Genomic DNA, 24,427 nt, shown 5'->3' on the forward strand with positions numbered 1-24,427 from the left:
GTCCCGGAAGGTGTTATTCATGCCGTCATATCGGTTTGACAGCTTCGTTCCGATACGCACTGAATGTGACCTTACGCACACGGGACCGACAGCGACAGGAGGCCCGGGATGGGCACCACCGCATCCGACGCCGGCGCGACCACGACCAGCGGCGCGACGGCCGGAGCGGCCGCGGGCCTCGACTCCGGGACCGGCGCCCGGTCCGGCGCGGCGGACGTCCGCCCCGCGACCGCCGTCGATCGGCCGGGCGGTGTCGACCTCGCGGATCCGGCCTTCTGGGGCCTGCCCGCCCCGGTCCGCACCGCCGCCTTCGCCGAACTGCGCCGCCTCCCCGCCCCCGCCCGCTTCGGCGCAGGCCACGGCCGGGGCGGCCGCGACCAGGGCTTCCACGCCCTCGTCCGGCACGCCGACGTCGTCGAGGCCAGCCGCACCCCCGACGTCTTCCTCAGCGGACCGGGCGTCACCACCCCCGAACCCGCCCGCTGGGTCCGCCTCCTGTTCGGCGACTCGATGGTGAACCTGGACGACCCCCGGCACGCCCAGCTGCGCCGGATCGTCTCCCGCGCCTTCACCCCGCGCCTGCTCTCCCGGGTGGAGGAGGACATCCGCCGGGTCGCCACCGAACTCGTCGACCGGGTCGAGCACGAGCGCCCCCGGGACTTCGTCAACGCGGTGGCCGCCGAACTCCCCTTCCGGGTGATCTGCGACATGATGGGCATTCCGGCCGAAATCCGCCGCGCCATCCTCGACCAGGTCAACCACGCCTCCGAGCACACCGGCGTCGCGCGCCCGCTGCGCGAACGCCTCCGGACGCCCGGCCGCGGGCTGCGGGCGCTGGCCCGGATGCAGGGCATGGTCGCCGCCCTCGGCCGGGAGCGCCGCCGCCGCCCCGCCGACGACCTGATCTCCGCCCTGGTCACCGCCGACGTCGACGGCCGCCGCCTCACCGGCCGCGAACTCGGCGCCTTCTTCTCCCTGCTGCTCGTCGCCGGTGTCGAGACCACCCGCAACGCCCTCGCGCACGGCCTCCACCTGCTCACCGTCCACCCCGGCCAGCGCGCCCTGCTGCTCGGCGACCTCGACCGGCACCTCGGCGGCGCGGTCGACGAGATCGTCCGCCACTCCACGCCGATCATCCAGTTCCGCCGCACCCTGGCCGTCGACCACCGGCTCGGCGGCCCGGACGGCCCGCTGCTGCGGGCGGGCGAGAAGGTGGTGCTCTACTACGGCTCCGCCAACCACGACGAGACCGTGTTCGCCGACCCCGAGGCCTTCGACATCACCCGCACCCCCAATCCCCACCTCGGCTTCGGCGGGGGCGGGCCGCACTACTGCCTCGGCGCGCACCTCGCCCGGCAGGAGATGAAGGTGCTCTACCGGGAGCTGTTCACCCGGCTCCCGGAGGTCCGTTCGGTCGGCGAACCGGACCTCGCGCCGTCCAGCTTCGACCACCGGGTCCGCTCGCTCCGGTTCACCTTCTGACCCGCCGACCGGCCGGTCCGACCCGGTTCGGAAGGTGGCCGGCGTCACTGCGGCCGCCCGGGCCGCCGAGCAGAATGCCGATATGACCGACCGTTCGCTCCCCGCCCCGGACCCCACCCCGGCCCCCGCCCCCGCCGACCCGCTGCCGTCCGGCGTCGACGGGCCCACCGCCGACGCCTGGACCGCGCTCGGCGGACCGGCCGCGCTGCTGGACCGGGTCTCCTTCCACGGCCCGGACTCGGTGCTCCCCTCCCGGCTGCCCGTGCGGCGGCTGGCCCGGGCCACCGTCGCCGCCTGCTCGCTGGCCGCCGCCGAACTCGCCGCGCAACGCTCCGGCGGCCCGGTGCCAGAGGTCCGGGTCGACCAGGGCGCCGTCGCCACGGCCTTCGTCAGCGAGCGCCACCTGCGGATCGACGGCCGCGCCCCGGTCAGCTTCGCGCCGCTCTCGGGTTTCTGGCAGACCGCCGACGGCTGGCTGCGCACCCACGCCAACTACCCCCACCACCGGGACCGGCTGCTCACCGCCCTCGGCCTGCCCGCCGACACCGGGCCCGAACGGCTCGCCGCCGAACTGCGCGAACAGCCGGCCGCCACCGTCCAGGAGCGCGCGTACGCGGCGGGGGCGCTCGCCGTCGCGGTCGCCCCGACCCGGGAGCTGGTCCTGCCGCTGGCCGAACTCCGGACCGTCGACGCGGCCGCGCCCCGTCCACTGGCCCCCGCCGAGCTGCCCGCCGCCGGGATCCGCGTCCTCGACCTCACCCGGGTGATCGCCGGACCGGTCGCCACCCGCACCCTCGCCCTGCTCGGCGCCGACGTGCTGCGGGTCGACCCGTCCCGGATGCCCGAGGCCGAGGACGCCCACGCCGACACCGGCTTCGGCAAGCGCTCCACCCGCCTCGACCTCGCCGTTCCGACCGACCGGGCCGTCTTCGAGGAGCTGCTCGCCACCGCCGACGTCCTCGTCACCGCCTACCGTCCCGGCGCCCTGGACGCGTACGGACTCGCCCCCGACGAACTGCTCGCCCGCCGGCCGGGCCTGGTGGCCGTCGAGCTGAACGCCTGGGGCTGGACCGGCCCGTGGAGCGGACGCCGAGGCTTCGACAGCCTGGTCCAGGCGGGCTGCGGCATCGCCGCCGTCGAGGCCGGGGCCGACGGCCGCCCCGGTGTGCTGCCCGCCCAGGCCCTCGACCACGGCACCGGCTACCTGATCGCGGCCGGGGTCCTGCGCGCCCTCACCGAGCAGCGCACCGGCCGTCCGGGGAGCCGCCACCTGCGCTACTCCCTGGCCGGCACCGCCTGCTGGCTGCTGCAGGGCATCGCCCCCACCGCCGACCCGCACGTGCTGCCGAACGACGAGCCCTACGACCCGGCCCGGTGGATCACCGACACCGCCACGTCGGACTACGGCCCGCTCCGCCACGCCCGCCCGCCCCTCGGCTACGCGGGCGCCCCCACCGACTGGTCCCGCCCGCCGGGCCGCTGGGGCACGGACGCCCCGGTCTGGCGCTGACGGCCGTCCCGTTCTCCGACCGGTCAGACGCCGGACGGGATCTGCTTCGCCGAGCTGCGCACCTGGAGGGCCGTCACGATCTCGACCAGACCGAGGAACAGCAGCCAGCACCCGGCCAGCACCGTCAGCGCCTTGATCGAGCCGACCGGCCAGACCATCAGCAGGACACCGGCCAGCGTGTTCGCCGCGCCCGCGAACGCCTGCCAGCCGCGGGCCGGCATCGTCTCGTCCGAGATCGCGGCGACCAGCTGCGTGATGCCGCGGAACAGCCAGCCGATGCCGATCCAGATCGCCAGCAGCAGCAGCGACTGCACCGCGCTGCGGAAGCACAGCAGGCCGAGCAGGACACAGATCGCCCCACTGATGAAGGCCAGCACCCGCATCGCGGTGCTGGCGTGGGTGCCGAACGCGGCGACCAGTTGGACGATGCCGATGACCAGCAGATAGAGGCCGAACAGCACACCGACCACCATCAGCGTCTGCTTGGGCCAGACGAACACGATGATCCCGAGCGCGAGCGAGACCAGCCCGGCGAGCAGCAGCACCTGCCAGGCGGCCTTGGCGAGCATCCCTAGCGGACCCCGGACCGGGGAACCGTCGGGAGTGATGATCGGGGAGACCACGGTGGCATCCTCCTGGAGTGCGGGCAGCGGAGGGCGTTCCTTGCGGGAGAGCGTTCCTCACGGGAGGGCGTTCCTCACGATCACCTCACGATCACCGCCCGCGCCGGACCGCGCTCGCGGGGCGCACCCGTTCGGGCGGTCGAACGGATTTCCCCCGGGGTTCCCGGAACGTCACCTCACCCTCACTAACCGTCGATAGGATCCGGCGATATGACTTCTGAAGGGTGGGGGACCCCTCCGGTCGAGCCGATCGGTCAGCACTACATCGTCTGCGGCGGCAACGCGCTCGCCCACCGCCTGGTCCTCGAACTCGTCGAGCACTACGAAGTACCGGTCGTCGTCCTCGTCCCGGACCGCACCCGCGACCACGCACCCCGGATCGAGCAGTTGGACGGCGTCGCCGCCGTCGTCGAGTACACCAGCGTCACCGAGGAAGCACTGCGCGCCGTCCGGGTCGAGACCGCGCGCGGCATCGCCCTCGTCGACGGCAACGACCAGGAGAACATCCACGCCGCGCTCTCCGCCCAGGGGCACAACCCCGGGATCCGCATCGTGCTGCGGATGTTCAACCAGCGGCTCGGTTCCAACATCGAGCGGCTGCTCAGGAACGGCACCGCGCTCTCCGGCTCCGCCACCGCCGCCCCGGCCTTCGCCGACGCCGCGCTGTCCCGGCCCAACTCCGTCCAGGTCGGCGACCGCTTCCTGCACATCGCCTACGACGACGACATAGCCACCGACCGGATCTGCGTCGTCGCCGACCGCATCGACCGCCAGGACCTCGGCCGGATCCGCCTGCTGCCCGACCAGGAGGGCGACTCCGCCTCCTTCGTCCGCCTCGCCGGCGAGTTCGGCGACGGCGGCCCGGTCCGCTCGGGCCCCGAGGCCCGCCGCGCCGCCGAACCCGCCCCCGCAGGGCCGGACCCCGACGGCGGGGGCGTCGCCGCGCTCCAGACCCTGCCCACCGAACCGGCCGTCCGGATCCCCTGGTGGCGGCGGCTGCGCTGGCGCCTGCTCGACACCCTGCGCTTCTTCACCAGCGCCCGTCTCCGCGTCGTGCTGATCACCGCCCTGGCCGCCGTACTGTTCGCCTTCGCCCTGCTCTGGTACCTCAACGGCAACTTCGCCTGGTCCCTCTACGCCTCCCTGCTCGACCTCGCCGGCGCCGCCCAGCCGGACCAGCCCGGCACGGGGGACGGGAGCGGCACCGGCGGCACCTGGCAGCGGATCGCCCAGGTGGTGATCACCTTCTGCGGCATCACCTTCGCGCCGGTCGCCACCGCGATCATGGTCGAGGTGCTCGCCTCGGGCCGCCGCGGCCAGCACCGCAGCCCCGGCGCGGGCACCCGCGACCACGTCGTCGTGGTCGGCCTCGGCAACGTCGGCACCCGGGTGGTCGCCCAACTGCACGGCCTCGGCGTCCCGGTGGTCGGCCTGGAGAGCGACCCGCAGGCGCGCGGCATCTCCGCCGTCCGCGCCCTCGGCGTCCCGGTCGTCGTCGACGACGGCCCCCTCGCCGAACAGCTCCGCCGCGCCCGCCTCAAGCACAGCCGCACGGTGGTCGCCGTCAGCGGCGACGACGCCACCAACCTGGAGGCTGCGCTGGAGGCCCGCGCCGTCCGGCCCGACGTCCGCGTGGTGCTGCGCCTCTTCGACGACTCCTTCGCGAGCCACGTCTACGCCACCCTGGACAACGTCGTCTCGCGCTCCACCTCGTACCTTGCGGCCCCCGCCTTCGCCGCCGCCCTGATGGGCCGCGAGGTGCTGGGCACCCTCTCGGTCTTCCGGCACGTCCTGCTGATCGCCGAACTCCCCGCCGAGCTCGGCACCGGCCTGATCGGCCTCAACCGCCACGACCTGGAGGACACCGGCGGTGTGCGGGTCCTGGCGGTTCGGCTGGCTCGCAGCCCCCGCCTCTACCACTGGAACTATGCGGACCGCACCCGGACGCTGGAGCCGGGCGACAGCGTTGTGGTGGCCGCCACCCGTAGCGGTTTGGCGCGCCTCAATACAACTTTGACGGAGAACGCCTGAGAGCCGCAGGACGTCGGCCACGCCGACTTCCTGTGGCCTCAAGGACCACTACCTTCCCAGCAGGCGTCGGCCGTCGTGCACACGGACGGCCGGCGCCAGGTCACCTCGGAGCGCGTCCAGGACGCGCACGGCGTACACCTCGGCCATCCGCTCGGACGCCTCCTCCGACGTGAGCCAGTCGACGGCGGTCGACTCGGCGGAGAGCTGCTCGCTCCCGCTTTCCGGGACACAGCGGAAGACCAGGGCGACGATTCCGCGGCTCACGTTCTTGTAGACACCGGTCAGCCGCTCGACAGCGACCTTGATCCCGGTCTCCTCGAACACCTCGCGCCGTACACCGTCCTCGAAGCCCTCCGCCACCTCAAGGACTCCACCCGGTGGCTCCCAAATCCCGTTGTCCGCCCGCCGGATCGCCAGCACCCGCCCGTCCTCCCGCACTACCACCCCGGCGACGGACACCGAGTGGATCGGCGATGGCATCCCGCCGTCCGCGTCACCTGCCACGGAGAGGGCTTGCTGAGTGGGGTTGTTCCCGGTCATGGCCGCCCTCCCGGAGAGGGCGGCCATGATCTGACGCCTTGCCGATAATTCATTCTCCCGGAGTCCTGCCCGTGACGATCAGCGTGCCGATGTGGCCCTCGGTGGGGGCGTCGAGGACCGTCGCTTCCACCGACTCGAATCCGCTCCGCCGGAGCAGACCTACCCACTTTCGGGGCGTGTAGGAGTAGCGGTAGGTGTAGAGCGCCCGCCCTGCGAATCCGCCCTTGTACATGCCCTGCGGGCCGTAGGCGCCGGGGATGGCGGGAGGCTGTGAGAAGGCCAGGACGCCGCCGGGGTTCAGTCGGGAGGCGATGAGGGGGAGCAGCTTCAGCGGGTCCGTGAACCAGACCGCTCCGAACACCGAGTAGACCGCGTCCCACGTCTCGTCGGTTCCTCGAAGGTAGTCCAGGACCTCCGCGCAGTGGATCCGGACACCGGACGGCCCCCACCGTTCGGAGACCTTCCCGACCATGACGGGCGAGAGATCGACGCCGGTGACCTTCACACCCCGCTCGGCCAGCGCGGCCAACGCACGCCCGGTGCCGCACCCGATCTCCAAGGCACTTTGCGGCGCCCCGAGCAGCTCCGGGCCGGGTCCGTGGTCGGCGTACTGGGTCCAGCGGAACACCGGCCCGGCGTCGAACACGTCGGCTTTGGTACCGGTCGCGTAGGTGTCCCAGAGTTCGCGCTCGGAGTCGATGTCGTGCTGTGCGGGCAACGGGCTTCCCTCGAAGAAGAGTTGACGGATAAGTGCCCCTGCCTCGAGACACGAGGCAGGGGCACCCGTTTGTCCGATCAGTGGCTGTCGGGGACCTTCGAGTCGCACGGGGAACAGTTTGCCCCGTCAACGGCCCAGAGTTCCTCGTCGGCGTCGAACCCGTTAGCACGAAGGAAATCGGCGGTCCGGATCACGATGCCGTCGCCGCGCCGGTGGATCAGCGGGGCGTGGTGCTTGTACCGACCGGCGTTGTACGCCTCGCAGATGGCGAAGTACACCGGCGTGTCCAGCAGGAGCTGGTGCACTCCGATGTCCACGACCTTGCCGACGCCGAGGTGCACTTCCGGGTGTTCCATGGCGGTGATCGTGTACGCGATGGCGTTGTCCAGGATCCGCTCTGCCATGTTGCGGACCATGGTGTTGTCGCGGAGCAGGAGCGCGATCTCCCGGTCGTACAGGTCGCCGGTGTTACCCGGGCCCTCGAACACGTTGTACGTCAGCTCCTTGACGTACGGCCGAACCGCATTGAGGAGCGCGCGGGGATCACGGAACTCGGTCTCCGTGGGCGCTTCCAGCGCAACGGTCATGGTTCGTCCCTCTCTCTTCGGTGGCGCACTGCCTTTCACGGACCCGCCCTGGTCGGACGGTCCCCGTCCGTGGTTCGGCGCGAGGGGCCTCCTCACCGAGGTGGCGGGTACGTGTTAGACCGTAGAAACCCCACGCGATGGGCTCAACGAGCTTGCGCCTTATTGCGGTGTATCACTCGATCGAGGCAGCGGCTGCGGTGACCAACGCCCTCGCTCTCGCCCCATACACGGCCATTTCGGACAGGCCCGCGAAGGCCCGGATGTAGTCCGTGATCTCTCTGGGCTGGAGCACGGTGACCTTCGCCGTCAGGGTCTCGACGACCACCCGCTGAGCATCGAACAGGTAGAAGGCTTCAAGTGGCCAGACGGTGCGGTGGCATCCGGCTGGGATGATCCCGACGGCGACGCACGGCAGCGACATCAAGGTGATCAAGTGGCGGAGCTGAGCGGCCATGTCCGCCGGGCTTCCGATCCTGGTCCGCAGCACCCATTCCTCGATCAGTACCGCGAACCGGTGCGCTCCCGTGTACATGAGCCGCGTGCGTGCCAGACGAGCCGGTACAGCTGCCGCGACGTCGTTCGGAGTGCCCTGGAAATCCGTGATGGACTGCATGAGCGCCGTCGCGTACTCGGCGGTCTGGAAGAAGCCGGGGAGCACGTTCGAGACGTAGATGCGGAAGAGCCTCGTGTGCTCGTAGTCACTGATGACCTTCTCCTGGGCGAACTTCAAGCCGGAGCTGTTGCGGCGCCGCCATTCCTGGTACATCGATTCGGCAGCGCGGGACGCCGCGATCAGGTCGGGGATCCGGTCGCCGGCACCGCAGGCACCACACCATGTCCGTATGTCGGCTTCCGACGGGGCAGACTTGCCGGACTGGATGCGGGAGGTCTTGGCCGGGTGCCAATCACACAGGGCAGACAGTTCAGCCCCACTGAGACCGGCGTCCTTGCGGATTTCGGTCAGTCGGTCGGCGATGGCCTTCCGTGCTGCGACAACGCTGGATGAAGGCGACGATGGCATGTGCTGTCCACTCGGTGGCCGGGAACCAACTCAGACCTCGAAGTCGCTGTGGGGCAAGGCTCGTTCCCACACCGCCTCGAAGGCATTTGCGCACAGCTCCACGGTCGCCGGTTCCTCCGTCATCACGTTTCGGGGATCGGCCCACTCACCATCGCCGGTGAACAGGTTGAAGCGCACGATCCGGCTGTCGAACAACCAGAAGTCGGCGCCCGGCAAAGCAAGGTCCAGCGCCCGGCTCCTGGGGAGCCATCGGATCTGCTCACCGGCCGCGATGTTGGTGAACGTGTGGGAGTGCTCGTAGCGGATGTACTCGGTGACGGGCTCAGAGACGATGCGCGCGCGCCGGATGGTCACACCGCGGGCGATGGTCTCCACCACGAAGTCGTGGAACGGGTGCCACCACTCGGCCCGGTTCTCCGCGGAGTACCGGTGCCCGGCCTTCCAAGCGGCGAACTGGTCGGCCTCGTCGGAGACGCTGTACTGATCACGCATCTCCAGATGCACGGCCGATTTCTTCGTCTCCCGGAGCAGGGTCCTGAAGTCCGGCACGTTCGATGGCATCGCAAGCCTTCCTGATGAAGGGGATCATTCGTTCGGGGATGCTGATCACGGACTCGTGTGAGGGCACGCCGATCTTGTGACCGGCAACCCACTCGGTCTCGTTGACCTCAGCAAGCTCGGCGCCAGTAACGGTGTCGCTCTGGATCACCAGGCGACGGCGATCCACGTCCGCCCAGACGGTGGGCGAGCCTTCCTCGTTGGTCTCAGGATCGATGCCGAAGAACTCCAGGCTCATGGGACTCCTCCTTTCGCACACCTCGCGCATTTCTGCGCTCGGAGTTGACGTGACCACCAGCATCAGATGTCCAGGGCTGCCCTGTCAGGCGTTTCGCCCGTCGGTGACCCGCCGGATCGGTGGACCTCGACTGTCGGGTCGTCCCTACCCACCGCGCATGACGCTTGCCTCGAACGAACCAACGGCCGGAGCAGATCGAGGACGTCGGTCCAGCTGTACGTGTCGCGGCCACCACCGGAGTTGGGCGGGTGGGGGACGTAGTCGCCGATCAGAACGTCCATGGCGCGGAGTCGGGCCAGGCTTTCCGTGTACGCGGGATGGGCGGCGAGCGCGGAATTGAGGTAGGGCTGGACAGCCGTGGGGATTCCCTGGCCGTACGCTTCGCAGAGAATCGCCAGTGCGAGGGTGTCGGCGATGCCGAGAGCCCACTTGTTGACGGTGTTGAAGGTGGCGGAGACGACTGCTATGGCGTCTGCCGGGGGCAGCGGCCGCGGGCTGCCGGGTGTGCGCCAGGCGGAGCGGATCGGGTAGCCGGTCTGCCGTTCGACGGCTGCCTGGTCAAGAAGTCCGAGCGCGTTGGGAGTGGCGATCACTCCGACCTGCCATCCCTCGGCCTGAGCTGCCGAGATCAGCTCGCCGACCCCGTCAGCGACCCCGGAGGCACAGACGACCGCGTAGAGGAACGGCCCGTGGTGCTCGGTCAAGCCTCGACTCCCTTGAAGGGGGGGACATCCCGCTGTCCCCGGCGGGTATCGTCCGCACTGGTCGCTAGGAACGGAGTACCAGTATGCCCAGGCACATCTCCGAGCACATGGGCGAACGTATCGCCCAGTACCGCAAGCTTCGCCGGCTGACCCAGCGTGAACTCGCCGTCCGTGCCAGCATCTCCTACAGCATGCTGGCCAAGATCGAGCAGGGCGTCAAACCGGCAACGCCCGCTGTGATCGCCGCAATTGCTCGAACGCTCTTCGTGCAGACCGTCGACCTCACCGGCCAGCCGTACTTGGCGGAGCTGCGACAGGACGAGCTCGACATGCTGATTCAGCCGATCCGCGAAGCCCTCGACCTGTACGACCTCGGAGCTGATCCCGACATCGCACCCCGCCCCGCAGGCGAACTCAGATCTGCGGCCGATCAGTTGTGCCACCTGGTCCGCGAGGCCCGGATCAAGGATGCCGCCCGGAAGCTGCCGGGTCTGATCGCCGAGGCCACTACGGCGGCGCACCTGGCTCCGTCCGAGGGTGCGTGGCGGGTGCTGGCGAGCACGTACCGCACGGCGTACGACATCACCACGAAGTTGGGCTACAGCGATCTGTGCGTCGTCGCCCTGGACCGGATGGCATGGGCCGCCGAACGCGCGTCCGACCCGGTTCTTGCCGGAATCCGCCAATATCTGCGGTCGATCGTCTACCTCCGCTCGGGCCAGTTCGACCTCGGGAAGCGACTCGTCGGGGTGGGCATGACGACCCTCGAACAGGCGGACGCCGGCCGGGTCCGGGACGTGTCGGTGGGGCAACTCCATCTCGGCGCCGCCATGCTGGCCGCTCGATCCGGTGACGGTGACACGGCGGCCAAGCACATCTCTGAGGCTGCGCGCCTCTCCGAGGCCACGGGCGAGGCGGTCCGAGTGCATTGGCTCTCCTTCGGGCCGACCAATGTGGCGGTCCACCAGGTCGCGACACTCGCGGAGCAATTCAAGTACGCAGAAGCGGTCCAGGTCGCCGAGCGGGTGAGGGTCTCGAGCGATTGGCCGGCATCGCGGGCGGCCGCGCACATTGCGGAGGTGGCGCGGGCACAGCTGTGGCTCGGACGGTCGGAGGCTTCGTTGAGGTCGCTGCAGGAGGCCCGGTCGCTCGCGCCCCAGCAGATGCGTTACCACCCGATGGTGCGCGAGACGGTCGCCGGACTCGTCTCCGCGCACCGATCGACGCCGGGAACACTCACCGGCCTGGCGCACTGGGTGGGAATCGGATAATCACTTGTTGGAGTCGAACTATCACCAATCGGTGATAGTTCGGCTCTTCTCCAGTGGCGATGCTCAAGGCAACGAGTCCTCACTACGCCACGGAGAAGCGTCGATGACCCTCACCTCGAACGCTGCCGGAGGTGGCGTGGCGCTTCGCCGCGCCACCCGACCGGCAACCGTCAGCCTGCCGTACCGGCCGGAGTCCGTGGCCGCCGCGCGTTGCTGCATCCGCGCGAAGCTGCACGATTGGGGACTCGACGAGCTGGTGGACGATGCGTCGGTGGTCGTGAGCGAGCTGGCCACCAATGCCGTCAGGACCGGCTGCAGGACCCGCATGATCGTTGCTGTCCGCCGACCGGCCGAACACCTTGTCCGGCTTCTCGTCGTGGACGGATCGGGTGCGATGCCCGTGATGATCGAGGCCGAATCCGATGCCACGTCCGGCCGGGGCCTGGCTATCGTTCATCGGCTCACGCACGGTCGCTGGGGCGTCACCTTGCTCCCCTTCGGGAAGATCGTCCACGCCGACCTGGTGATCACCCGGTGAGTTGGCAGCAGCCTGACGACGATCTCGATTCCGACGACTCGTTCCCCGGCCGCGATGCGGCCCGGGTCTGGGCCGCGTACGGGGTGTCGGTGGCGGCGGGGTTCCATGTCCTCGCCGCCGCACTGGTGTTGTTCGGCCGATGCCGCTGAAGCCCCCGTCCGCGCCGCCGGCCCGGCAGCGCGGACGGGGGGACCGACTGCTGTGAGCCGGGTCAGCGGTGCTTGAACTCCGGCGGGCGCTTCTCGGCGAAGGCGGCCATGCCTTCCTTCTGGTCGGCGGTGGCGAACGCGGCGTGGAAGAGGCGGCGTTCGAAGCGGACGCCCTCGGCGAGGGTGGTTTCGAAGGCGCGGTTGACCGACTCCTTCATCATGATCGAGGCCGGGGTGGACATCGCGGCGACCTTCTCGGCGGTGGCGAGGGCCTCGGCGAGGAGCTGGTCGGCGGGGACGATCCGGGAGACCAGGCCGGCCCGCTCGGCCTCCTCGGCGCCCATCATCCGGCCGGTCAGGCACAGCTCCATGGCCTTGGCCTTGCCGACGGCGCGGGTGAGCCGCTGGGAGCCGCCGATGCCCGGGATGACGCCGAGCTTGATCTCCGGCTGGCCGAACTTCGCGGTGTCCGCCGCGATGAGGATGTCGCAGAGCATCGCCAGCTCGCAGCCGCCGCCCAGCGCGAAGCCGGACACCGCCGCGACCACCGGCTTGCGCAGCGCGCCGAGGCGGTCCCACGGGCCGAGCCAGTCGTCCAGGTAGACGTCCGGGAAGCGGTTGCCCTGCATCTCCTTGATGTCCGCGCCCGCCGCGAACGCCTTCTCGGAGCCGGTGATCACCAGACAGCCGATCTCCGGGTCACGGTCGAACGCGGTGGCGGCGGCCACGACCTCGTTCATCAGCGTGGTGTTGAGCGCGTTCAGCGCCTCCGGCCGGTTGAGCGTGATCAGCCCGACCCGGCCCTTGCGGTCCACCAGGATCGTCTCGTAGGTCTCGGTCATCGCCGTTGACTCCCATTTCGCTGCTCGGCCCCGCTCGGGGCGCCCAGGACCGTCCAACGATCTCCGAAACGGGCCGCCTCGCGCCAGTCTCGATCCGCGAGACGGTCGTCACCCGCCTGGGCAAGACAGGTCACCCCAGCCGCAGGTCACCGTCGGCCGGGGGCTCGAAGAACGCGGCCACCGCCCGCTCGTCGACCCCGGCGAGCGTCGCCGGCGACCAGCGCGGGTTGCGGTCCTTGTCGACCACCTGCGCGCGGATGCCCTCCACCAGGTCGTGGTGGGCGACCGCCGCGCAGGAGACCCGGTACTCCTGTTCCAGGCTCTCCGCGAGCGAGCCGTGCGACCGGGCCCGGCGCAGCGCGCTCAGCGTGACCTTGAGCATCGTCGGCGACCGTTCGGCGAGCTCCTCGGCGGCCTGCTTGGCCTCCGGGACGCCGCTGGCCACCAGCCGGGCCACGATCTCCTCCACGCTGTCGGCCGCGTAGCAGGCGTCGATCCACGCGCGCTGCTCCGCGAGCGGCGCGGCCGGCGCCGGCTCCGCGTACCGCGCGACGACCTCCGCCACCGGCGAACCGTCGAGTTCCGCCAGCAGCCCCGGCAGCTTCGCCGAGGGCACGAAGTGGTCGGCGAACCCGCACAGCAGCGCGTCGCCGGGCGTCATCGAGGCGGCGCTCAGCCCCAGATGGGTGCCCAGCTCGCCCGGCGCGCGGGACAGCAGCCGGCTGCCGCCGACGTCCGGCACCAGGCCGATCCGGGTCTCCGGCAGGGCCACCACCGAACGCTCGGTGACGATCCGCACCGAGCCGTGGGCGGAGACGCCGACGCCGCCGCCCATGGTGATGCCGTCCATCACGGCCACGTACGGCTTCGGGTAGCGGGAGATCAGCTCGTTGAGCCGGTACTCGTCGCGGAGGAACGCGCGCGTCCCGGCCCCGCCGAGCTTGGCGTCGTCGTGGAACGCCCGGATGTCGCCGCCCGCGCACAGGCCGCGCTCCCCGGCGCCGGTCAGCACCACCACCCGCACCGCGTCGTCCTCGGCCCACGCGTCCAGCGCGGCCCGCACGTCCAGCACCATGCCGTGCGTCAGCGAGTTGAGCGCCCGGGGCCGGTCGAGCACGATCCGCCCCACCCCGTCGTCCCGCCGGACCAGCACCTCGTCGCCCATCGTCCCCACTCCCGTCCGTCCTCGCCCGGCCCCGTGCGGTCAGGATCCGCGCTGCCACCGTACCTTCGGGCCCCGGCCGGTCCGCAAGCACGGAGGGCGGCACCGGTGCTGACCGGTGCCGCCCTCCGCCGTGCGGGTGGTGCGGGTGGTGCCGCGACGGGGCCCGGGTGGTGGCCCCGCCGGGTCAGGGGGTGATGCGGCCGGTGACCTCGCCGAAGCCGACGACGGTGCCGTCCGGGCCGGGGGCGGTCGCGGTGATGGTCACCTCGTCGCCGTCCTCCAGGAAGGTGCGGGTCGTGCCGTCCGGGAGCTTGAGCGGGTTCTCGCCGTTCCAGGTCAGCTCGATCAGGGCGCCGCGGGTCTCGGGCTCAGGGCCGCTGACGGTGCCGGAGGCGAAGAGGTCGCCGGTGCGCAGCGAGGCGCCGTTGACCGTCATGTGGGCGAGCTGTTGGGCGGCCGTCCAATACATCGAGGCGAACGGCGGGCGGGAGACCAGGTGGCTGTTCAGCCGGACCTCCAGGGCGAGGTCCAGGCCCCAGGGCCGGTCGCCCTCGCGGTCGTCGAGGTAGGGGAGCGGCTCGACGTCACGGGCCGGCGGGGCGACCCGGGCGTGCTCCAGGGCGGCCAGCGGCACGATCCACGGCGAGACGGAGGTGGCGAAGGACTTGCCGAGGAACGGGCCGAGCGGCACGTACTCCCAGGCCTGGATGTCCCGAGAGGACCAGTCGTTGACCAGGCAGACCCCGAAGACGTGCTCCTCGAAGCGGTCCAGGGGGACCGGCTCGCCCAGCACCGAGGGCGCGCCGACGACGAAGCCGACCTCGGCCTCGATGTCCAGCTTGCGGGTCGGCCCGAAGGACGGGACGGCGTCGGCCGGCGCCTTGCGCTGCCCCTGCGGGCGGCTCACCGGCGTGCCGGACACCACCACGGTGCCGGAGCGGCCGTGGTAGCCGATCGGCAGGTGCTTCCAGTTGGGCGACAGCGGCTCCGTGCCGGGGCGGAAGATCTTCCCCAGGTTGGTGGCGTGGTGCTCGGAGGCGAAGAAGTCGACGTAGTCGGCCACCTCGAACGGCAGGTGCAGCGCCACCTCGTCGAGCGGCAGCAGCAGCGGGGAGAGCGCGTCCCGGTGGGTCTCGTCGGTCAGCCAGCGGGTCAGCGCGGCGCGGACCTCGGTCCACACCGGCCGGCCGGCCGCCAGCAGCGGGTTGAGCGAGTCCGCGTCGAGCAGGACCGAGGGCTCCCCGGTGGCCCGGGCGGCGGCGCCCGCGTCGAGGACGAAGTCGCCGATCCGGACGCCGATCCGCCGCACGCCGGGCCGGTCGGCCGCGGTGAAGACGCCGTACGGCAGGTTGTGCACGCCGAACGGCGAGTCGTTCGCGGGGGCGAGCCAGCTGCGGGGGGTGGTCAACGGTCCTCCTGGGACGTCAGGTCGGGCGACAGCAGGCCGAGGGCGGCCAGGTCGTCCAGGGGCTCGGCGATGCTACAGGTGCCGAAAGCGGTGAACGAGTTCCGGATCACCGTCACCTGACGGTCGGTCAGTGATCGAACGGCCTCGGCGAGCACCGTGCCCGAGCGCTCGGCCAGGATCTCGGCCGCCGTCTTCGGGTCGGTCTCCGCCGCCGCCAGGAGGACGTTCAGGAACCCGTGGTGCTCGAAGCCGGTCGCCGGGTCGGTGTGCCGGACGGCGTGGTGCAGCCCGGCGGTGCACTTGTAGGGCAGGCCGCGCTGCGCGCATCCGGTGAGGAAGCCCGCGAGCTCGGCCTCGTCCGGGAAGGCGCCGGCGACCACGCCGCCGGTGCGGAACTTGGCCCGGTACGGGCTGTCGACCAGGACGTCCAGGACCTCCTCCAGCCCGTCGCCGCGCAGCAGTTCGCGCGGCAGCTCGACGGCGGCGGGCACGTCCGGCGGCAGCAGCAGGTCGAGCGCGGCGACGGCCTCGCCGGCGTCCCGGGTGGCGAGTTCGACGCCGGCCACCACGAACGGGGCGGCGGCGGTGAGGGCCGGGCCGAGCTCGGAGCTGCCCCCCGGCAGCACCAGGCCGACCCGGAGCCGGGGGCCGGTGCCGTCCGCCGCGGTGCCGCCCGCCGCAGCGGCCACCGCAGTGCCGCCCGCCGAGCCCGTCGCCGCGTCCGCCGCGGCGGCCAACTCGCCCAGCCGACCCGCCCCGCAGAGCAGCGGGCCCACGGCGTCGGCGTACGGGGCGGCGCGGTGCGCGAGGTGCGCGGGCACCGCGTCGGCGACGGGCAGGTTCCCGGGCGGGAACACCGCCGCGTCGTCGAAGAGTCCCTGGAACAGCGGCGGGACGACGGCCGCCCCGGAGGCGGCAGGGGTGGCAGGGGTGGTGCTCACGACTGCGGCCCCCGACCGGCCCAGGTCCAGGCGTAGTTCGGGTCCTCGGTGGCCCGGCCGCCCTCGCCCAGCTCCAGCGGGCGGAAGGTGTCCACCATCACCGCGAGCTCGTCGAAGAACTCCGCGCCGATCGACCGCTCGTACGCGCCCGGCTGCGGGCCGTGGGTGTGCCCGCCCGGGTGCAGCGAGATCGAACCCTGGGCGATGCCCGAGCCCTTGCGGGCCGCGTAGTCGCCGCCGCAGTAGAACATGACCTCGTCGCTGTCCACATTGGAGTGGTAGTACGGCACCGGGATCGACAGCGGGTGGTAGTCCACCTTGCGGGGGACGAAGTTGCAGATCACGAACCCGTTGCCCTCGAACACCTGGTGAGCCGGCGGCGGCTGGTGGATCCGCCCGGTGATCGGCTCGTAGTCGCTGATGTTGAACGCGTACGGGTACAGGCAGCCGTCCCAGCCGACCACGTCGAACGGGTGGTGCGGCACGGTGTACCGGGTGCCCGAAATGCCGTTCGGGCCGCGGTGCTTGACCAGGACGTCGACGTCCGTGCCGTCCACCAGCAGCGGTCCGGACGGGGCGCGCAGGTCCCGCTCGCAGTACGGCGCGTGCTCCAGCAGCTGCCCGTACTTGGAGAGGAAGCGCTTGACCGGGGTGATGTGGCTGTTCGCCTCGATGCAGTAGGCGCGCAGCGGCTCCTCGCCGGTGGGCACCCAGCGGTGGGTGGTCGCCCGGGGGATGAGCACGTAGTCGCCCTGGCCGACCTCCAGCGTGCCGAAGACCGTCTCCAGGGTGCCGGAGCCGGACTCCACGTACACGCACTCGTCGCCGAGCCCGTTGCGGTACAGCTCGCTCGGCGCCCCGGCGGCGACGTACGAGATCCGCACGTCGCCGTTGCCGAGGACGAGCCGGCGGCTGCTGACGACGTCTGCGGACTTCCACTCCTGGCCCGCGAACAGCTCGTGCAGCTTGAGGTGCCGGGGGAGCAGGGGGTGGTTGGCGACCGTCGACTGGTCGGGCAGCTCCCACGCGACCGCGTTCACCACGGCCGAGGGGATGCCCCGGTGGTAGAGCAGCGAGGAGTCCGAGGAGAACCCCTCCTCGCCCATCAACTCCTCGTAGTACAGCCCGCCTTCGGGCGTGCGGTGCTGCGTGTGCCGCTTGGGCGGGATGCTGCCCAGCTGCCGGTAGTGCGCCATCGTCCCTGCTCCTCCCGGACCCTCCGGGGCCCAGACCTTCGTACGGCTCCAGCGGTGGCCTGTCGCCCTCGGGGCTCGCCCGTGGGCCCTGTCGCCCGAGGGCCTGTCGCCCCCGGACCGGTCGTCCGTCGGGCGAGGCCGGCCTCAGAGGTTGCCGCGGGCGTCCTGCTCGCGCTCGATGGCCTGGAAGAGCGCCTTGAAGTTGCCCTTCCCGAAGCCCAGCGAACCATGCCGCTCGATGAACTCGTAGAAGACGGTCGGGCGGTCGCCGATGGGCTTGGTGAAGATCTGCAGCAGGTAGCCGTCCTCGTCGCGGTCGACCAGGATGCCGCGCTTCTTCAGCTCCTCGATCGGCACCCGGACGTGGCCGATCCGCTCGCGCAGCGCGGGGTCGTCGTAGTACGAGTCGGGGGTGTTGAGGAACTCGATGCCCCGCGCCCGCAGCACGTCGACGGTGGTGAGGATGTCGTTGGTGGCCAGCGCCATGTGCTGGCAGCCCGGGCCGGTGTAGAACTCCAGGTACTCGTCGATCTGCGACTTCTTCTTGGCGATGGCCGGCTCGTTGAGCGGGAACTTCACCCGGTGGTTGCCGCTGGCGACGACCTTGGACATCAGCGCGGAGTAGTCGGTGGCGATGTCGTCGCCCACGAACTCGGCCATGTTCACGAAGCCCATGACCTTGTTGTAGAACGCGACCCACTCGTCCATCTTGCCCAGCTCGACGTTGCCGACCGCGTGGTCCAGCGCCTGGAACAGGCGGCGCGGCGAGCCCTCGGGGTGCTTCACCCGGCTCTCGGCGACGATGTAGCCCGGCAGGTAGGGGCCGGTGTAGCGGGAGCGGTCGACGAGGGTGTGGCGGGTCTCGCCGTAGGTGGCGATCGCGGCGCGGCGGACGGTGCCGTGCTCGTCGGAGACGTCGTTCGGCTCCTCCAGGATCGTGGCGCCCTGGGCACGGGCGTGCGCGATGCACTTGTCCACGTCCGGCACCTCCATCGCCAGGTCGACGACGCCGTCGCCGTGGCGGCGGTGGTGGTCCAGCAGCGGGCTGTCCGGGGAGACGCCGCCCTTGATCACGAAGCGGCAGGAACCGGAGCGCAGCACATAGGCCTTGCGGTCGCGGCGGCCGGTCTCCGGGCCGGAGTAGGCGACCAGCTCCATGCCGAAGACGACCTGGTAGAACTGGGCCGTCTGGGTGGCGTTGCCGACCACGAACACGACGGCGTCCTGCGCGGTGACCGGGAACGGGTCGCTGGCGGGGTCGTGCTCGACGAGGCCGACGAGGCGGCGCAGCTGCTCGGCGTCGAGACCGGCCTCGCGCTCCTCGGGGGTCAGCTCAAGGGCGTGGGTCTGCGGGGTCATCGGTCGTTCCTCCACATTGAGGCCTCGGCGTTGAGGCATCCGCTGGTGGCGGCCGCGCCGCTGAGGGGGTGGGCAAGGCTGCGCGGGCGGTTGAGCGCTGAGCTTGCTCCAGTCGGGGTGGTTGGGCAACAGGTCGGGTTTTCACTGTTCAATGTGTACAAGGTGATCAGGAAATCGCTGACCGGGCTGTGCAGAATGCTCGGTGGATCAGTGGTGTTTCACGGCTTCTGCGTAACGGTCCCCAACAGGTCGCCAACAGGTCGGCCACGGGTCGGCGGCGGGTCGGCGCGGGCCGACGGGGCCGGTGGTCAGGACGCCGCGCCTCCCGGGTCCGCGCCGAAGTGCTCGCGGAACCAGTCCCGGGCCAGCTCGGCGACCCGGTCCAGCGTGCCGGGCTCCTCGAAGAGATGGCCGGCGTGCGGGACCACCGCCAGTTCACTCTCGCAGCGCAGGTGCTCGCGCGCCCGCCGGTTCAGGTCGATCACCTCGTGGTCCCGGCCGCCGACGACCAGCAGGGTCGGCGCGGTCACGGCGGCCAGCACCCGGGCCCCGGCGAGGTCGGGCCGCCCGCCCCGGGAGACCACCGCGGCCACCCCGTCGCCGAGCCGCGCGGCCGTCCACAGCGCGGCCGCGGCACCCGTGCTCGCGCCGAACAGGCCGAGGGGGAGCGCGGGGCCCGCGGGCGGTCCGACCGAGGGCTCCGAGGGCAGGGCGCGGGCGACGTCGGTCAGCCGGGCGCCGAGCAGGGCGACGTCGAAGACCTTCCCCCGGTCCGGCTCCTCGTCCTCGGTGAGCAGGTCGAACAGGAAGGTGGCCAGCCCGGCGCGGTTCAGCTCCTCGGCCACCCGGCGGTTGCGCGGGCTGTGCCGGCCGCTGCCGCTGCCGTGCGCGAACACCACGGTGCCGCGGACGCCGTCGGGCACGGTCAGCCGGCCGGTCAGCCGGACACCGGCGGCGCGGACGGTCAGCTCGCGGTCGGCGGCGGGAGGTCCGGCCCCGGGGACGGGCCTGCCCGCGGCCTCGGCGAGGTGGCGCAGCACCTCGGCGTCCCCGGTCTGCGAGAAGTCGGCGTAGAACTCGCCGATCGCGAAGAACGGCGAGGGCGTGGCGACGCAGACCAGCTCGTCCGCGACATCGCCGAGCCGCTCCGTCCAGTCCTCCGGCGCCACCGGCACGGCGAGCACCACCCGCCGGGCGCCGCGCGCCCGCACGATCAGACAGGCGGCCCGCGCGGTGGAACCGGTCGCCACGCCGTCGTCGACCACGACCACCGTCCGCCCGCGCAGGTCGACCGGCGGCCGGTCGCCCCGGTAGCGGCGGGCCCGGCGCTCCAGCTCCGCCCGTTCGCGGGCCTCCACGGCGGCCAGCTGCCCCGGGGTGACCCGCGCGGGCCGCAGCACCTGGTCGTTGAGCACCCGCACCCCGTCCTCGCCGATCGCGCCCATCCCCAGCTCCGGCTGGTGGGGGAGGCCCAGTTTGCGGATGACGCAGATGTCCAGCGGTGCGGAGAGCGCGGTGGCCACCTCGGCGGCCACCGGCACCCCGCCGCGCGGCAGGGCGACCACCACGGTGCCGGGGCCGCGCAGGTGGGCGAGCCGGGCGGCCAGTCGGTGGCCGGCGTCGGCGCGGTCGGTGAAGCGGGTGCGGGTGGCGGGCATGGGTGCGGCCTCTCCGTTCCACCCTACGTCGCCGGGGCGGCCGGCCGGACCCGGCGTCGCGAGCGGGGCCCGGCGGCGGTCGGGCGGGGCGGCCGGACGGGGCGGTCGGACGGTGGCGCGGTCCCGCGCCGGGTCGGGACGCGGATGGGGCCGTCCACCCGTGCAACCGGGACGGCGGGCGCGGCACCGTGGGGACAGCTGCCCGGCGGGCCCTCCCTCGCCCGCCGGGCCGCCCCCCGCGTCCGTCCGCGTCCGTCCTGCGCCCTCCCCGCGCCGTCCCGTCCCGCTCGAAGGAGCCGACCCGTGAACGTCCCCCGAACCCGAACCCGAACCCAGGACAGCCCCGCCCCCGCGGGGCCTCCCCCGGCACCACCCGCCGCCCCCGGAGGCCCCGTCCGCCCGGGGCTCCGCTTCGTGCCCGACCTGCTGGATCCGGGCAATCCGGCGCTCGCCCTCGCCGGCGGCCCGCCCGGGCGCCGGCTCGTCGTGGTCGACGCCCGGGTGCACGAGCTGCACGGCCACCGGCTCCACCACTACCTGGACGCCCGCGGCGTCGACCACGAGACGCTGGTGCTGCCCGTCCACGAACAGGTGAAGACCATGGACGCGGTGTTCCAGGTCGCCGACCGGACGGACTCCTTCGGGATCTCCCGCCGGGGCGCCCCGGTGCTGGCGGTCGGCGGCGGCGTGCTCGCCGAGGTCGTCGGGCTCGCCTGCACCCTCTACCGCCGTTCCACGCCGTTCGTGCGGATCCCCACCACCCTGCACGGCCTGGTCGCCCGCCGTCCCGAGGCCGAGACGCTGATCGACCCGGCCTTCCTGGTCACCCTGGGGCGCCGCCACGTCGCCAGCGGCCTCGCCGAGGTCCTCAAGGTCGCGCTGATCGCGGACGCGGAGCTGTTCGGGCTGCTGGAGCGGCGCGGCCGGGACCTGCTCGACACCCGGTTCCAGGCCGCCGGCGTCGGCACCGCCGTGCTCGCGCGCGTCGTCGACGGAACGGCCTTCGAGGGGGCCGCCCTGGACGGGACGGACGGCCGGGAGCGCCTGCGGCACTACGGGCACACCTTCAGCCCGACGCTGGAGACGCGCGCGCTGCCGGAGCTGCTGCACGGCGAGGCGGTCTGCGTCGACATGGCGCTGAGCACGGTGGTCGCCCGGCGGCGCGGCCTGGTCGACGCGGAGCAGGCCGAACGGATCCTCCGGCTGATGCGGCGGCTCGAACTGCCGGTCCGGCATCCGCTGCTGGAGTCGATCGCGCTCGGAGAGGCGCTCGCCGACACCGTGCGGCGACGCGACGGACGGCGGTGGCTGCCGCTGCCGTCCGGGATCGGCGCCGGGGTGCTCGTCGACGACCTGGGCGGGCGCGAACTCGTCGGCGCGGCAGGGTGGTTGCGCGCCTGGTCGGCGGTGGCGGCCGCGGCGCCGACACTCGACGGCTGACGGCTGACAGCGGAACTGCACCCGCCACCACGCCCCGACGGCCCGGGTGTCCCACCCGAACGGCCCCGCCGTCCCGACCGGCGGGCAGGGCACGGACGGGCCCCGGGACTCAGGCGCCCGGGGCGACGGGCGGAACACGCTGGGCCTCCGACCCCGAACGGGAGGAGGCCCCCATGCGTCGCACTGCCCGGTTGGACCGGCGGATCCAGGCCGGTGCCGCACACCTCACCCTCGCCGTCCGCGACGGCGAGCACTCCTGGGACGAACTGGGCGCGCGGATCGCCGGGTTCGAGGCCCGCCGGTTTGTCCTCGTCACCGACGGAACCGCGCCCAGGGACCAGTTGGCCCGCGTCCGCGCGCTCGCCGGAGCCCGGGCACCCACCGTCCTGCACGAGCTCCGCGCGCGGCCCCGAACCACCGCTGCTGCCACCGACGGCCGGACGGACGCCGACACCCTGCCCGGCGGCACGGTGATCGCGGTCGGAGGCGAACGCGCCTGCGCCGTCCCCGCCGCCGTCCGGGTGCCGACCGACCTCGCCGCCGCCTGCGGTCCCGCCCTCACCCTGCACCGTCCGGTCCCGGCCGCCCTGGCCTGGGTCCGGTCCGACCGACTCGCCGCCGGGCCCGCCGCACGGACCCGGGCCGGGCTCGTCGCCGTCGTCCGGCACGTGCTCGCCGTCTGCCCGGCCCACTTCCCGGCGCTCGCGGGCCTGCTCTCGCCAGGCGCCCGCCACGACGCGCGGACCCTGACCGCACTGCTCGCCCTGTGCGCCGACGCCCGGTCCGCCCTGGTCAACTTCGACCCGGACGAGACCGGCCCCGCCCTCGCCCTCGGCTACGGCCGCAGCCTCGCCGCCGCCGTGCGGGCGACGCTCGGCCCCGCCCTCGCGCCCGGCGACGCCGACGCCCTGGGCCTGCTGCTCGCCGCCGCCGTGGCGGCCCGGCTCGGCCTGGCCGCCCGCCCGACCGGCCGGGCCCACCGGGACCTGCTCGCCCGGAACGGCTCCGCGACCGCGCTGCCGGCCGGAGCGGACCTCGACCGGCTCGCCGCCGCGGCCGTCGCCACCACCCGGCCCGGCCTGCTGCTCCTCGCCGACCTGGGGCATCCGTACTGCGCCGACGGGCGGCTGCTGACCCGGGTCGACGGCGCGGTACTGCGGGCCGCCGCGGGCGATCTGGCCGACCGGGAGGACAGGGCCGACCGGGCGGACCGGGTCACCGTGCCGCACAGCCGGGCTGCCGGGACCGGCCCGGTCGCACGCCCGGACCGGGGGGACGGGCGCCCGGCCGCCGGTCGGGAGCAGGACGGGACCGGGTCCCCGTGCGGCCGGGACGGCGGGCGCAGCACCGTGGAGACCAGAAGCGGCCCAGCAGGGACCGCAGTTCAGCAGAAGGAGTTCCCGTCATGACGGGCACCGTCATCACCGACCTCCGCCGCCGCGGCGCCGTCGACCCCACCCGGGTGCTGACCGGACCGCTCCGCGCCGTCGGACTGCAGTGGCTCGACCCGGGCCGCAGCGTCGAGGTCGCCGCCGAGGGCGTCGAACGCGCCCTCTACATCACGGCCGGCTCGGGCACCGCCACGGTGCCCGGGGCCGACGCTTCGACGGTCGCCGACTCCGGACTCCCGCTGGTCGAGGGCACCGCCCTGACCCTGCCGCTCGGCGCGCGCACCGTGCTCACGGCCGGCACCGCCGGGCTGGAGTACTTCCACGCGATCCTCGCCGTCACCGGCCGCCCGGGCGGCGCCACCGCCCACCCGGCGGCGCAGCGCCCGACCGCCGAGCGCCGGCCCGCCGAAGGCCCGCCCGCCGCGCGGCCGAGGACCGAGCCCCCGCCTGCCGGGCCCCCGCCCGGTTCGGACGCCGCCACCGACACCCCCGAGACCCCCGACCGCCCCGAGAGCCCCGACCGCCCCGAGAGCCCTCCGAGCCCCAAGGGAGGCGAGTCACGATGATCGTCACCACCGCCACCGCCTCGGCCACCGTCCTCCTCGGCCCGAACGGCGAACGCGTCCGCGTCCGCTGCCTGGCCCGCCGGTCCATGCTCACCAGCGCCTGCGAGACCTTCGACCACCTGCGGCTCAGCCCCGGCGCGCAGCACGCGCTGCCGGGACGGCCCGACGGCGAGACCGTCCTGTTCGTGGTGCGCGGCTCGCTGCTCGTCGGCCGGACCGCCGACGAGCCGGACCACCTGGCCGTCGACGGCGACCTGCTGCTGGCGACCCGGGGCTGTTCGCTGCGCCTGGAGGCCGGCCCGCTCGGCGCCGAGGTGCTCTGCCTCGCGCTGGACGCGCCGCGACGCACCACCGCGACCAGGAACTCCCTGGCCCGGCGCCGGGCCGACCGGCGCAGCCGGCCATGACCGGTCCTGCCGCCCCGCCGCCCGACCACTCCGCTGCCCGACCCCCGTTGTCCGACCTCCGGCCCCCGCCGCCCCGGTGGGGGC

The 24,427-nt window shown here is 72.9% G+C and carries 24 protein-coding genes and 1 pseudogene; 10 read left to right on the forward strand and 15 right to left on the reverse strand.

The window, feature by feature from the left end; all coding sequences use genetic code 11:
* Window positions 1-108: 108 nt before the first annotated feature.
* Window positions 109-1,482 carry a cytochrome P450 gene (locus OG715_RS32805; protein ID WP_266273675.1) on the forward strand — a complete coding sequence of 458 codons (1,374 nt, stop codon included), beginning with the start codon at window positions 109-111 and terminating at the stop codon, window positions 1,480-1,482.
* Between the two features lie 82 nt (window positions 1,483-1,564).
* Entirely contained in the window at window positions 1,565-2,992 is a 1,428-nt protein-coding gene (locus OG715_RS32810) for a CoA transferase (RefSeq protein WP_266273674.1), read from the forward strand.
* A gap of 23 nt (window positions 2,993-3,015) precedes the next feature.
* Here the strand turns inward: OG715_RS32810 and OG715_RS32815 are convergent, their stop codons facing one another.
* Window positions 3,016-3,615: an HdeD family acid-resistance protein gene (locus OG715_RS32815; protein WP_266273673.1), complete on the reverse strand. Its 600-nt coding sequence runs from the start codon at window positions 3,613-3,615 to the stop codon at window positions 3,016-3,018.
* 210 nt (window positions 3,616-3,825) lie between these two features.
* Here OG715_RS32815 and OG715_RS32820 point away from each other — a divergent pair, with 210 nt between their 5' ends.
* Window positions 3,826-5,646, forward strand: coding sequence for an NAD-binding protein (locus OG715_RS32820; RefSeq protein ID WP_266273672.1), 1,821 nt, complete (start codon window positions 3,826-3,828; stop codon window positions 5,644-5,646).
* A gap of 48 nt (window positions 5,647-5,694) precedes the next feature.
* On the opposite strand, the gene OG715_RS32825 is transcribed toward OG715_RS32820, so the two are convergent.
* From OG715_RS32825 to OG715_RS32855, 7 genes and pseudogenes are all read right to left on the reverse strand, one after another.
* Window positions 5,695-6,126 (reverse strand): NUDIX domain-containing protein, encoded by a 432-nt coding sequence (locus OG715_RS32825; protein ID WP_266274626.1) that lies wholly within the window; start codon window positions 6,124-6,126, stop codon window positions 5,695-5,697.
* Between the two features lie 109 nt (window positions 6,127-6,235).
* Window positions 6,236-6,904 carry a class I SAM-dependent DNA methyltransferase gene (locus OG715_RS32830; RefSeq protein ID WP_266273671.1) on the reverse strand — a complete coding sequence of 223 codons (669 nt, stop codon included), beginning with the start codon at window positions 6,902-6,904 and terminating at the stop codon, window positions 6,236-6,238.
* A gap of 77 nt (window positions 6,905-6,981) precedes the next feature.
* Entirely contained in the window at window positions 6,982-7,491 is a 510-nt protein-coding gene (locus OG715_RS32835; protein WP_266273670.1) for a hypothetical protein, read from the reverse strand.
* 172 nt (window positions 7,492-7,663) lie between these two features.
* Complete coding sequence (locus OG715_RS32840; protein ID WP_266273669.1) at window positions 7,664-8,512, reverse strand: helix-turn-helix domain-containing protein; 849 nt, start codon at window positions 8,510-8,512, stop codon at window positions 7,664-7,666.
* A gap of 30 nt (window positions 8,513-8,542) precedes the next feature.
* Complete coding sequence (locus OG715_RS32845; protein WP_266273668.1) at window positions 8,543-9,073, reverse strand: DUF6879 family protein; 531 nt, start codon at window positions 9,071-9,073, stop codon at window positions 8,543-8,545.
* Window positions 8,997-9,308, reverse strand: a complete 312-nt coding sequence (locus tag OG715_RS32850) for a hypothetical protein (RefSeq protein ID WP_266273667.1) — start codon at window positions 9,306-9,308, stop codon at window positions 8,997-8,999. The genes OG715_RS32845 and OG715_RS32850 overlap by 77 nt, the downstream gene beginning before the upstream one ends.
* A gap of 176 nt (window positions 9,309-9,484) precedes the next feature.
* Window positions 9,485-10,012: pseudogene (locus OG715_RS32855) on the reverse strand (flavoprotein); the annotation flags it as partial.
* 83 nt (window positions 10,013-10,095) lie between these two features.
* Here OG715_RS32855 and OG715_RS32860 point away from each other — a divergent pair.
* The 3 genes from OG715_RS32860 to OG715_RS32870 all read left to right on the forward strand — a co-directional run bounded on the left by OG715_RS32860 (window position 10,096) and on the right by OG715_RS32870 (window position 11,970).
* Window positions 10,096-11,283, forward strand: coding sequence for a helix-turn-helix domain-containing protein (locus tag OG715_RS32860; RefSeq protein WP_266273666.1), 1,188 nt, complete (start codon window positions 10,096-10,098; stop codon window positions 11,281-11,283).
* Window positions 11,284-11,386: 103 nt separating this feature from the next.
* Complete coding sequence (locus OG715_RS32865) at window positions 11,387-11,821, forward strand: ATP-binding protein (RefSeq protein WP_266273665.1); 435 nt, start codon at window positions 11,387-11,389, stop codon at window positions 11,819-11,821.
* A complete protein-coding gene (locus tag OG715_RS32870) occupies window positions 11,818-11,970 on the forward strand; it encodes a hypothetical protein (RefSeq protein WP_266273664.1) in 153 nt (50 codons plus the stop codon). Before OG715_RS32865 ends, OG715_RS32870 begins: the two co-directional genes overlap by 4 nt.
* Window positions 11,971-12,032: 62 nt before the next feature.
* Here the strand turns inward: OG715_RS32870 and OG715_RS32875 are convergent, their stop codons facing one another.
* The 7 genes from OG715_RS32875 to OG715_RS32905 all read right to left on the reverse strand — a co-directional run bounded on the left by OG715_RS32875 (window position 12,033) and on the right by OG715_RS32905 (window position 20,539).
* On the reverse strand, window positions 12,033-12,812 hold the full coding sequence (locus OG715_RS32875) for an enoyl-CoA hydratase (protein WP_053651031.1): 780 nt from the start codon (window positions 12,810-12,812) through the stop codon (window positions 12,033-12,035).
* Between the two features lie 130 nt (window positions 12,813-12,942).
* Complete coding sequence (locus OG715_RS32880; RefSeq protein WP_266273663.1) at window positions 12,943-13,977, reverse strand: enoyl-CoA hydratase/isomerase family protein; 1,035 nt, start codon at window positions 13,975-13,977, stop codon at window positions 12,943-12,945.
* Window positions 13,978-14,161: 184 nt separating this feature from the next.
* On the reverse strand, window positions 14,162-15,385 hold the full coding sequence (fahA, locus tag OG715_RS32885; protein ID WP_266273662.1) for a fumarylacetoacetase: 1,224 nt from the start codon (window positions 15,383-15,385) through the stop codon (window positions 14,162-14,164).
* The gene (locus tag OG715_RS32890; RefSeq protein ID WP_266273661.1) at window positions 15,382-16,326 is read right to left on the reverse strand and encodes a hypothetical protein; all 945 of its coding nucleotides are present in this window, start codon (window positions 16,324-16,326) and stop codon (window positions 15,382-15,384) included. The genes fahA and OG715_RS32890 overlap by 4 nt, the downstream gene beginning before the upstream one ends.
* On the reverse strand, window positions 16,323-17,522 hold the full coding sequence (locus OG715_RS32895; RefSeq protein WP_266273660.1) for a homogentisate 1,2-dioxygenase: 1,200 nt from the start codon (window positions 17,520-17,522) through the stop codon (window positions 16,323-16,325). Before OG715_RS32895 ends, OG715_RS32890 begins: the two co-directional genes overlap by 4 nt.
* Before the next feature lie 144 nt (window positions 17,523-17,666).
* The gene (hppD, locus tag OG715_RS32900; RefSeq protein WP_266273659.1) at window positions 17,667-18,881 is read right to left on the reverse strand and encodes a 4-hydroxyphenylpyruvate dioxygenase; all 1,215 of its coding nucleotides are present in this window, start codon (window positions 18,879-18,881) and stop codon (window positions 17,667-17,669) included.
* 308 nt (window positions 18,882-19,189) lie between these two features.
* Window positions 19,190-20,539 (reverse strand): phosphoribosyltransferase family protein, encoded by a 1,350-nt coding sequence (locus OG715_RS32905; RefSeq protein ID WP_266273658.1) that lies wholly within the window; start codon window positions 20,537-20,539, stop codon window positions 19,190-19,192.
* 414 nt (window positions 20,540-20,953) lie between these two features.
* Between OG715_RS32905 and OG715_RS32910 the strand changes: the two genes are divergently transcribed.
* From OG715_RS32910 to OG715_RS32925, 4 genes are all read left to right on the forward strand, one after another.
* A complete protein-coding gene (locus tag OG715_RS32910; protein ID WP_266273657.1) occupies window positions 20,954-21,979 on the forward strand; it encodes a 3-dehydroquinate synthase family protein in 1,026 nt (341 codons plus the stop codon).
* A gap of 173 nt (window positions 21,980-22,152) precedes the next feature.
* The gene (locus tag OG715_RS32915; RefSeq protein ID WP_266273656.1) at window positions 22,153-23,388 is read left to right on the forward strand and encodes a 3-dehydroquinate synthase family protein; all 1,236 of its coding nucleotides are present in this window, start codon (window positions 22,153-22,155) and stop codon (window positions 23,386-23,388) included.
* A complete protein-coding gene (locus tag OG715_RS32920; protein ID WP_266273655.1) occupies window positions 23,385-23,936 on the forward strand; it encodes a hypothetical protein in 552 nt (183 codons plus the stop codon). Before OG715_RS32915 ends, OG715_RS32920 begins: the two co-directional genes overlap by 4 nt.
* Complete coding sequence (locus tag OG715_RS32925) at window positions 23,933-24,343, forward strand: pirin family protein (RefSeq protein ID WP_266273654.1); 411 nt, start codon at window positions 23,933-23,935, stop codon at window positions 24,341-24,343. Before OG715_RS32920 ends, OG715_RS32925 begins: the two co-directional genes overlap by 4 nt.
* Window positions 24,344-24,427: the final 84 nt, after the last annotated feature.

This window comes from Kitasatospora purpeofusca, from assembly GCF_036010405.1.
Classification (GTDB): Bacteria; Actinomycetota; Actinomycetes; order Streptomycetales; family Streptomycetaceae; genus Kitasatospora; species Kitasatospora purpeofusca.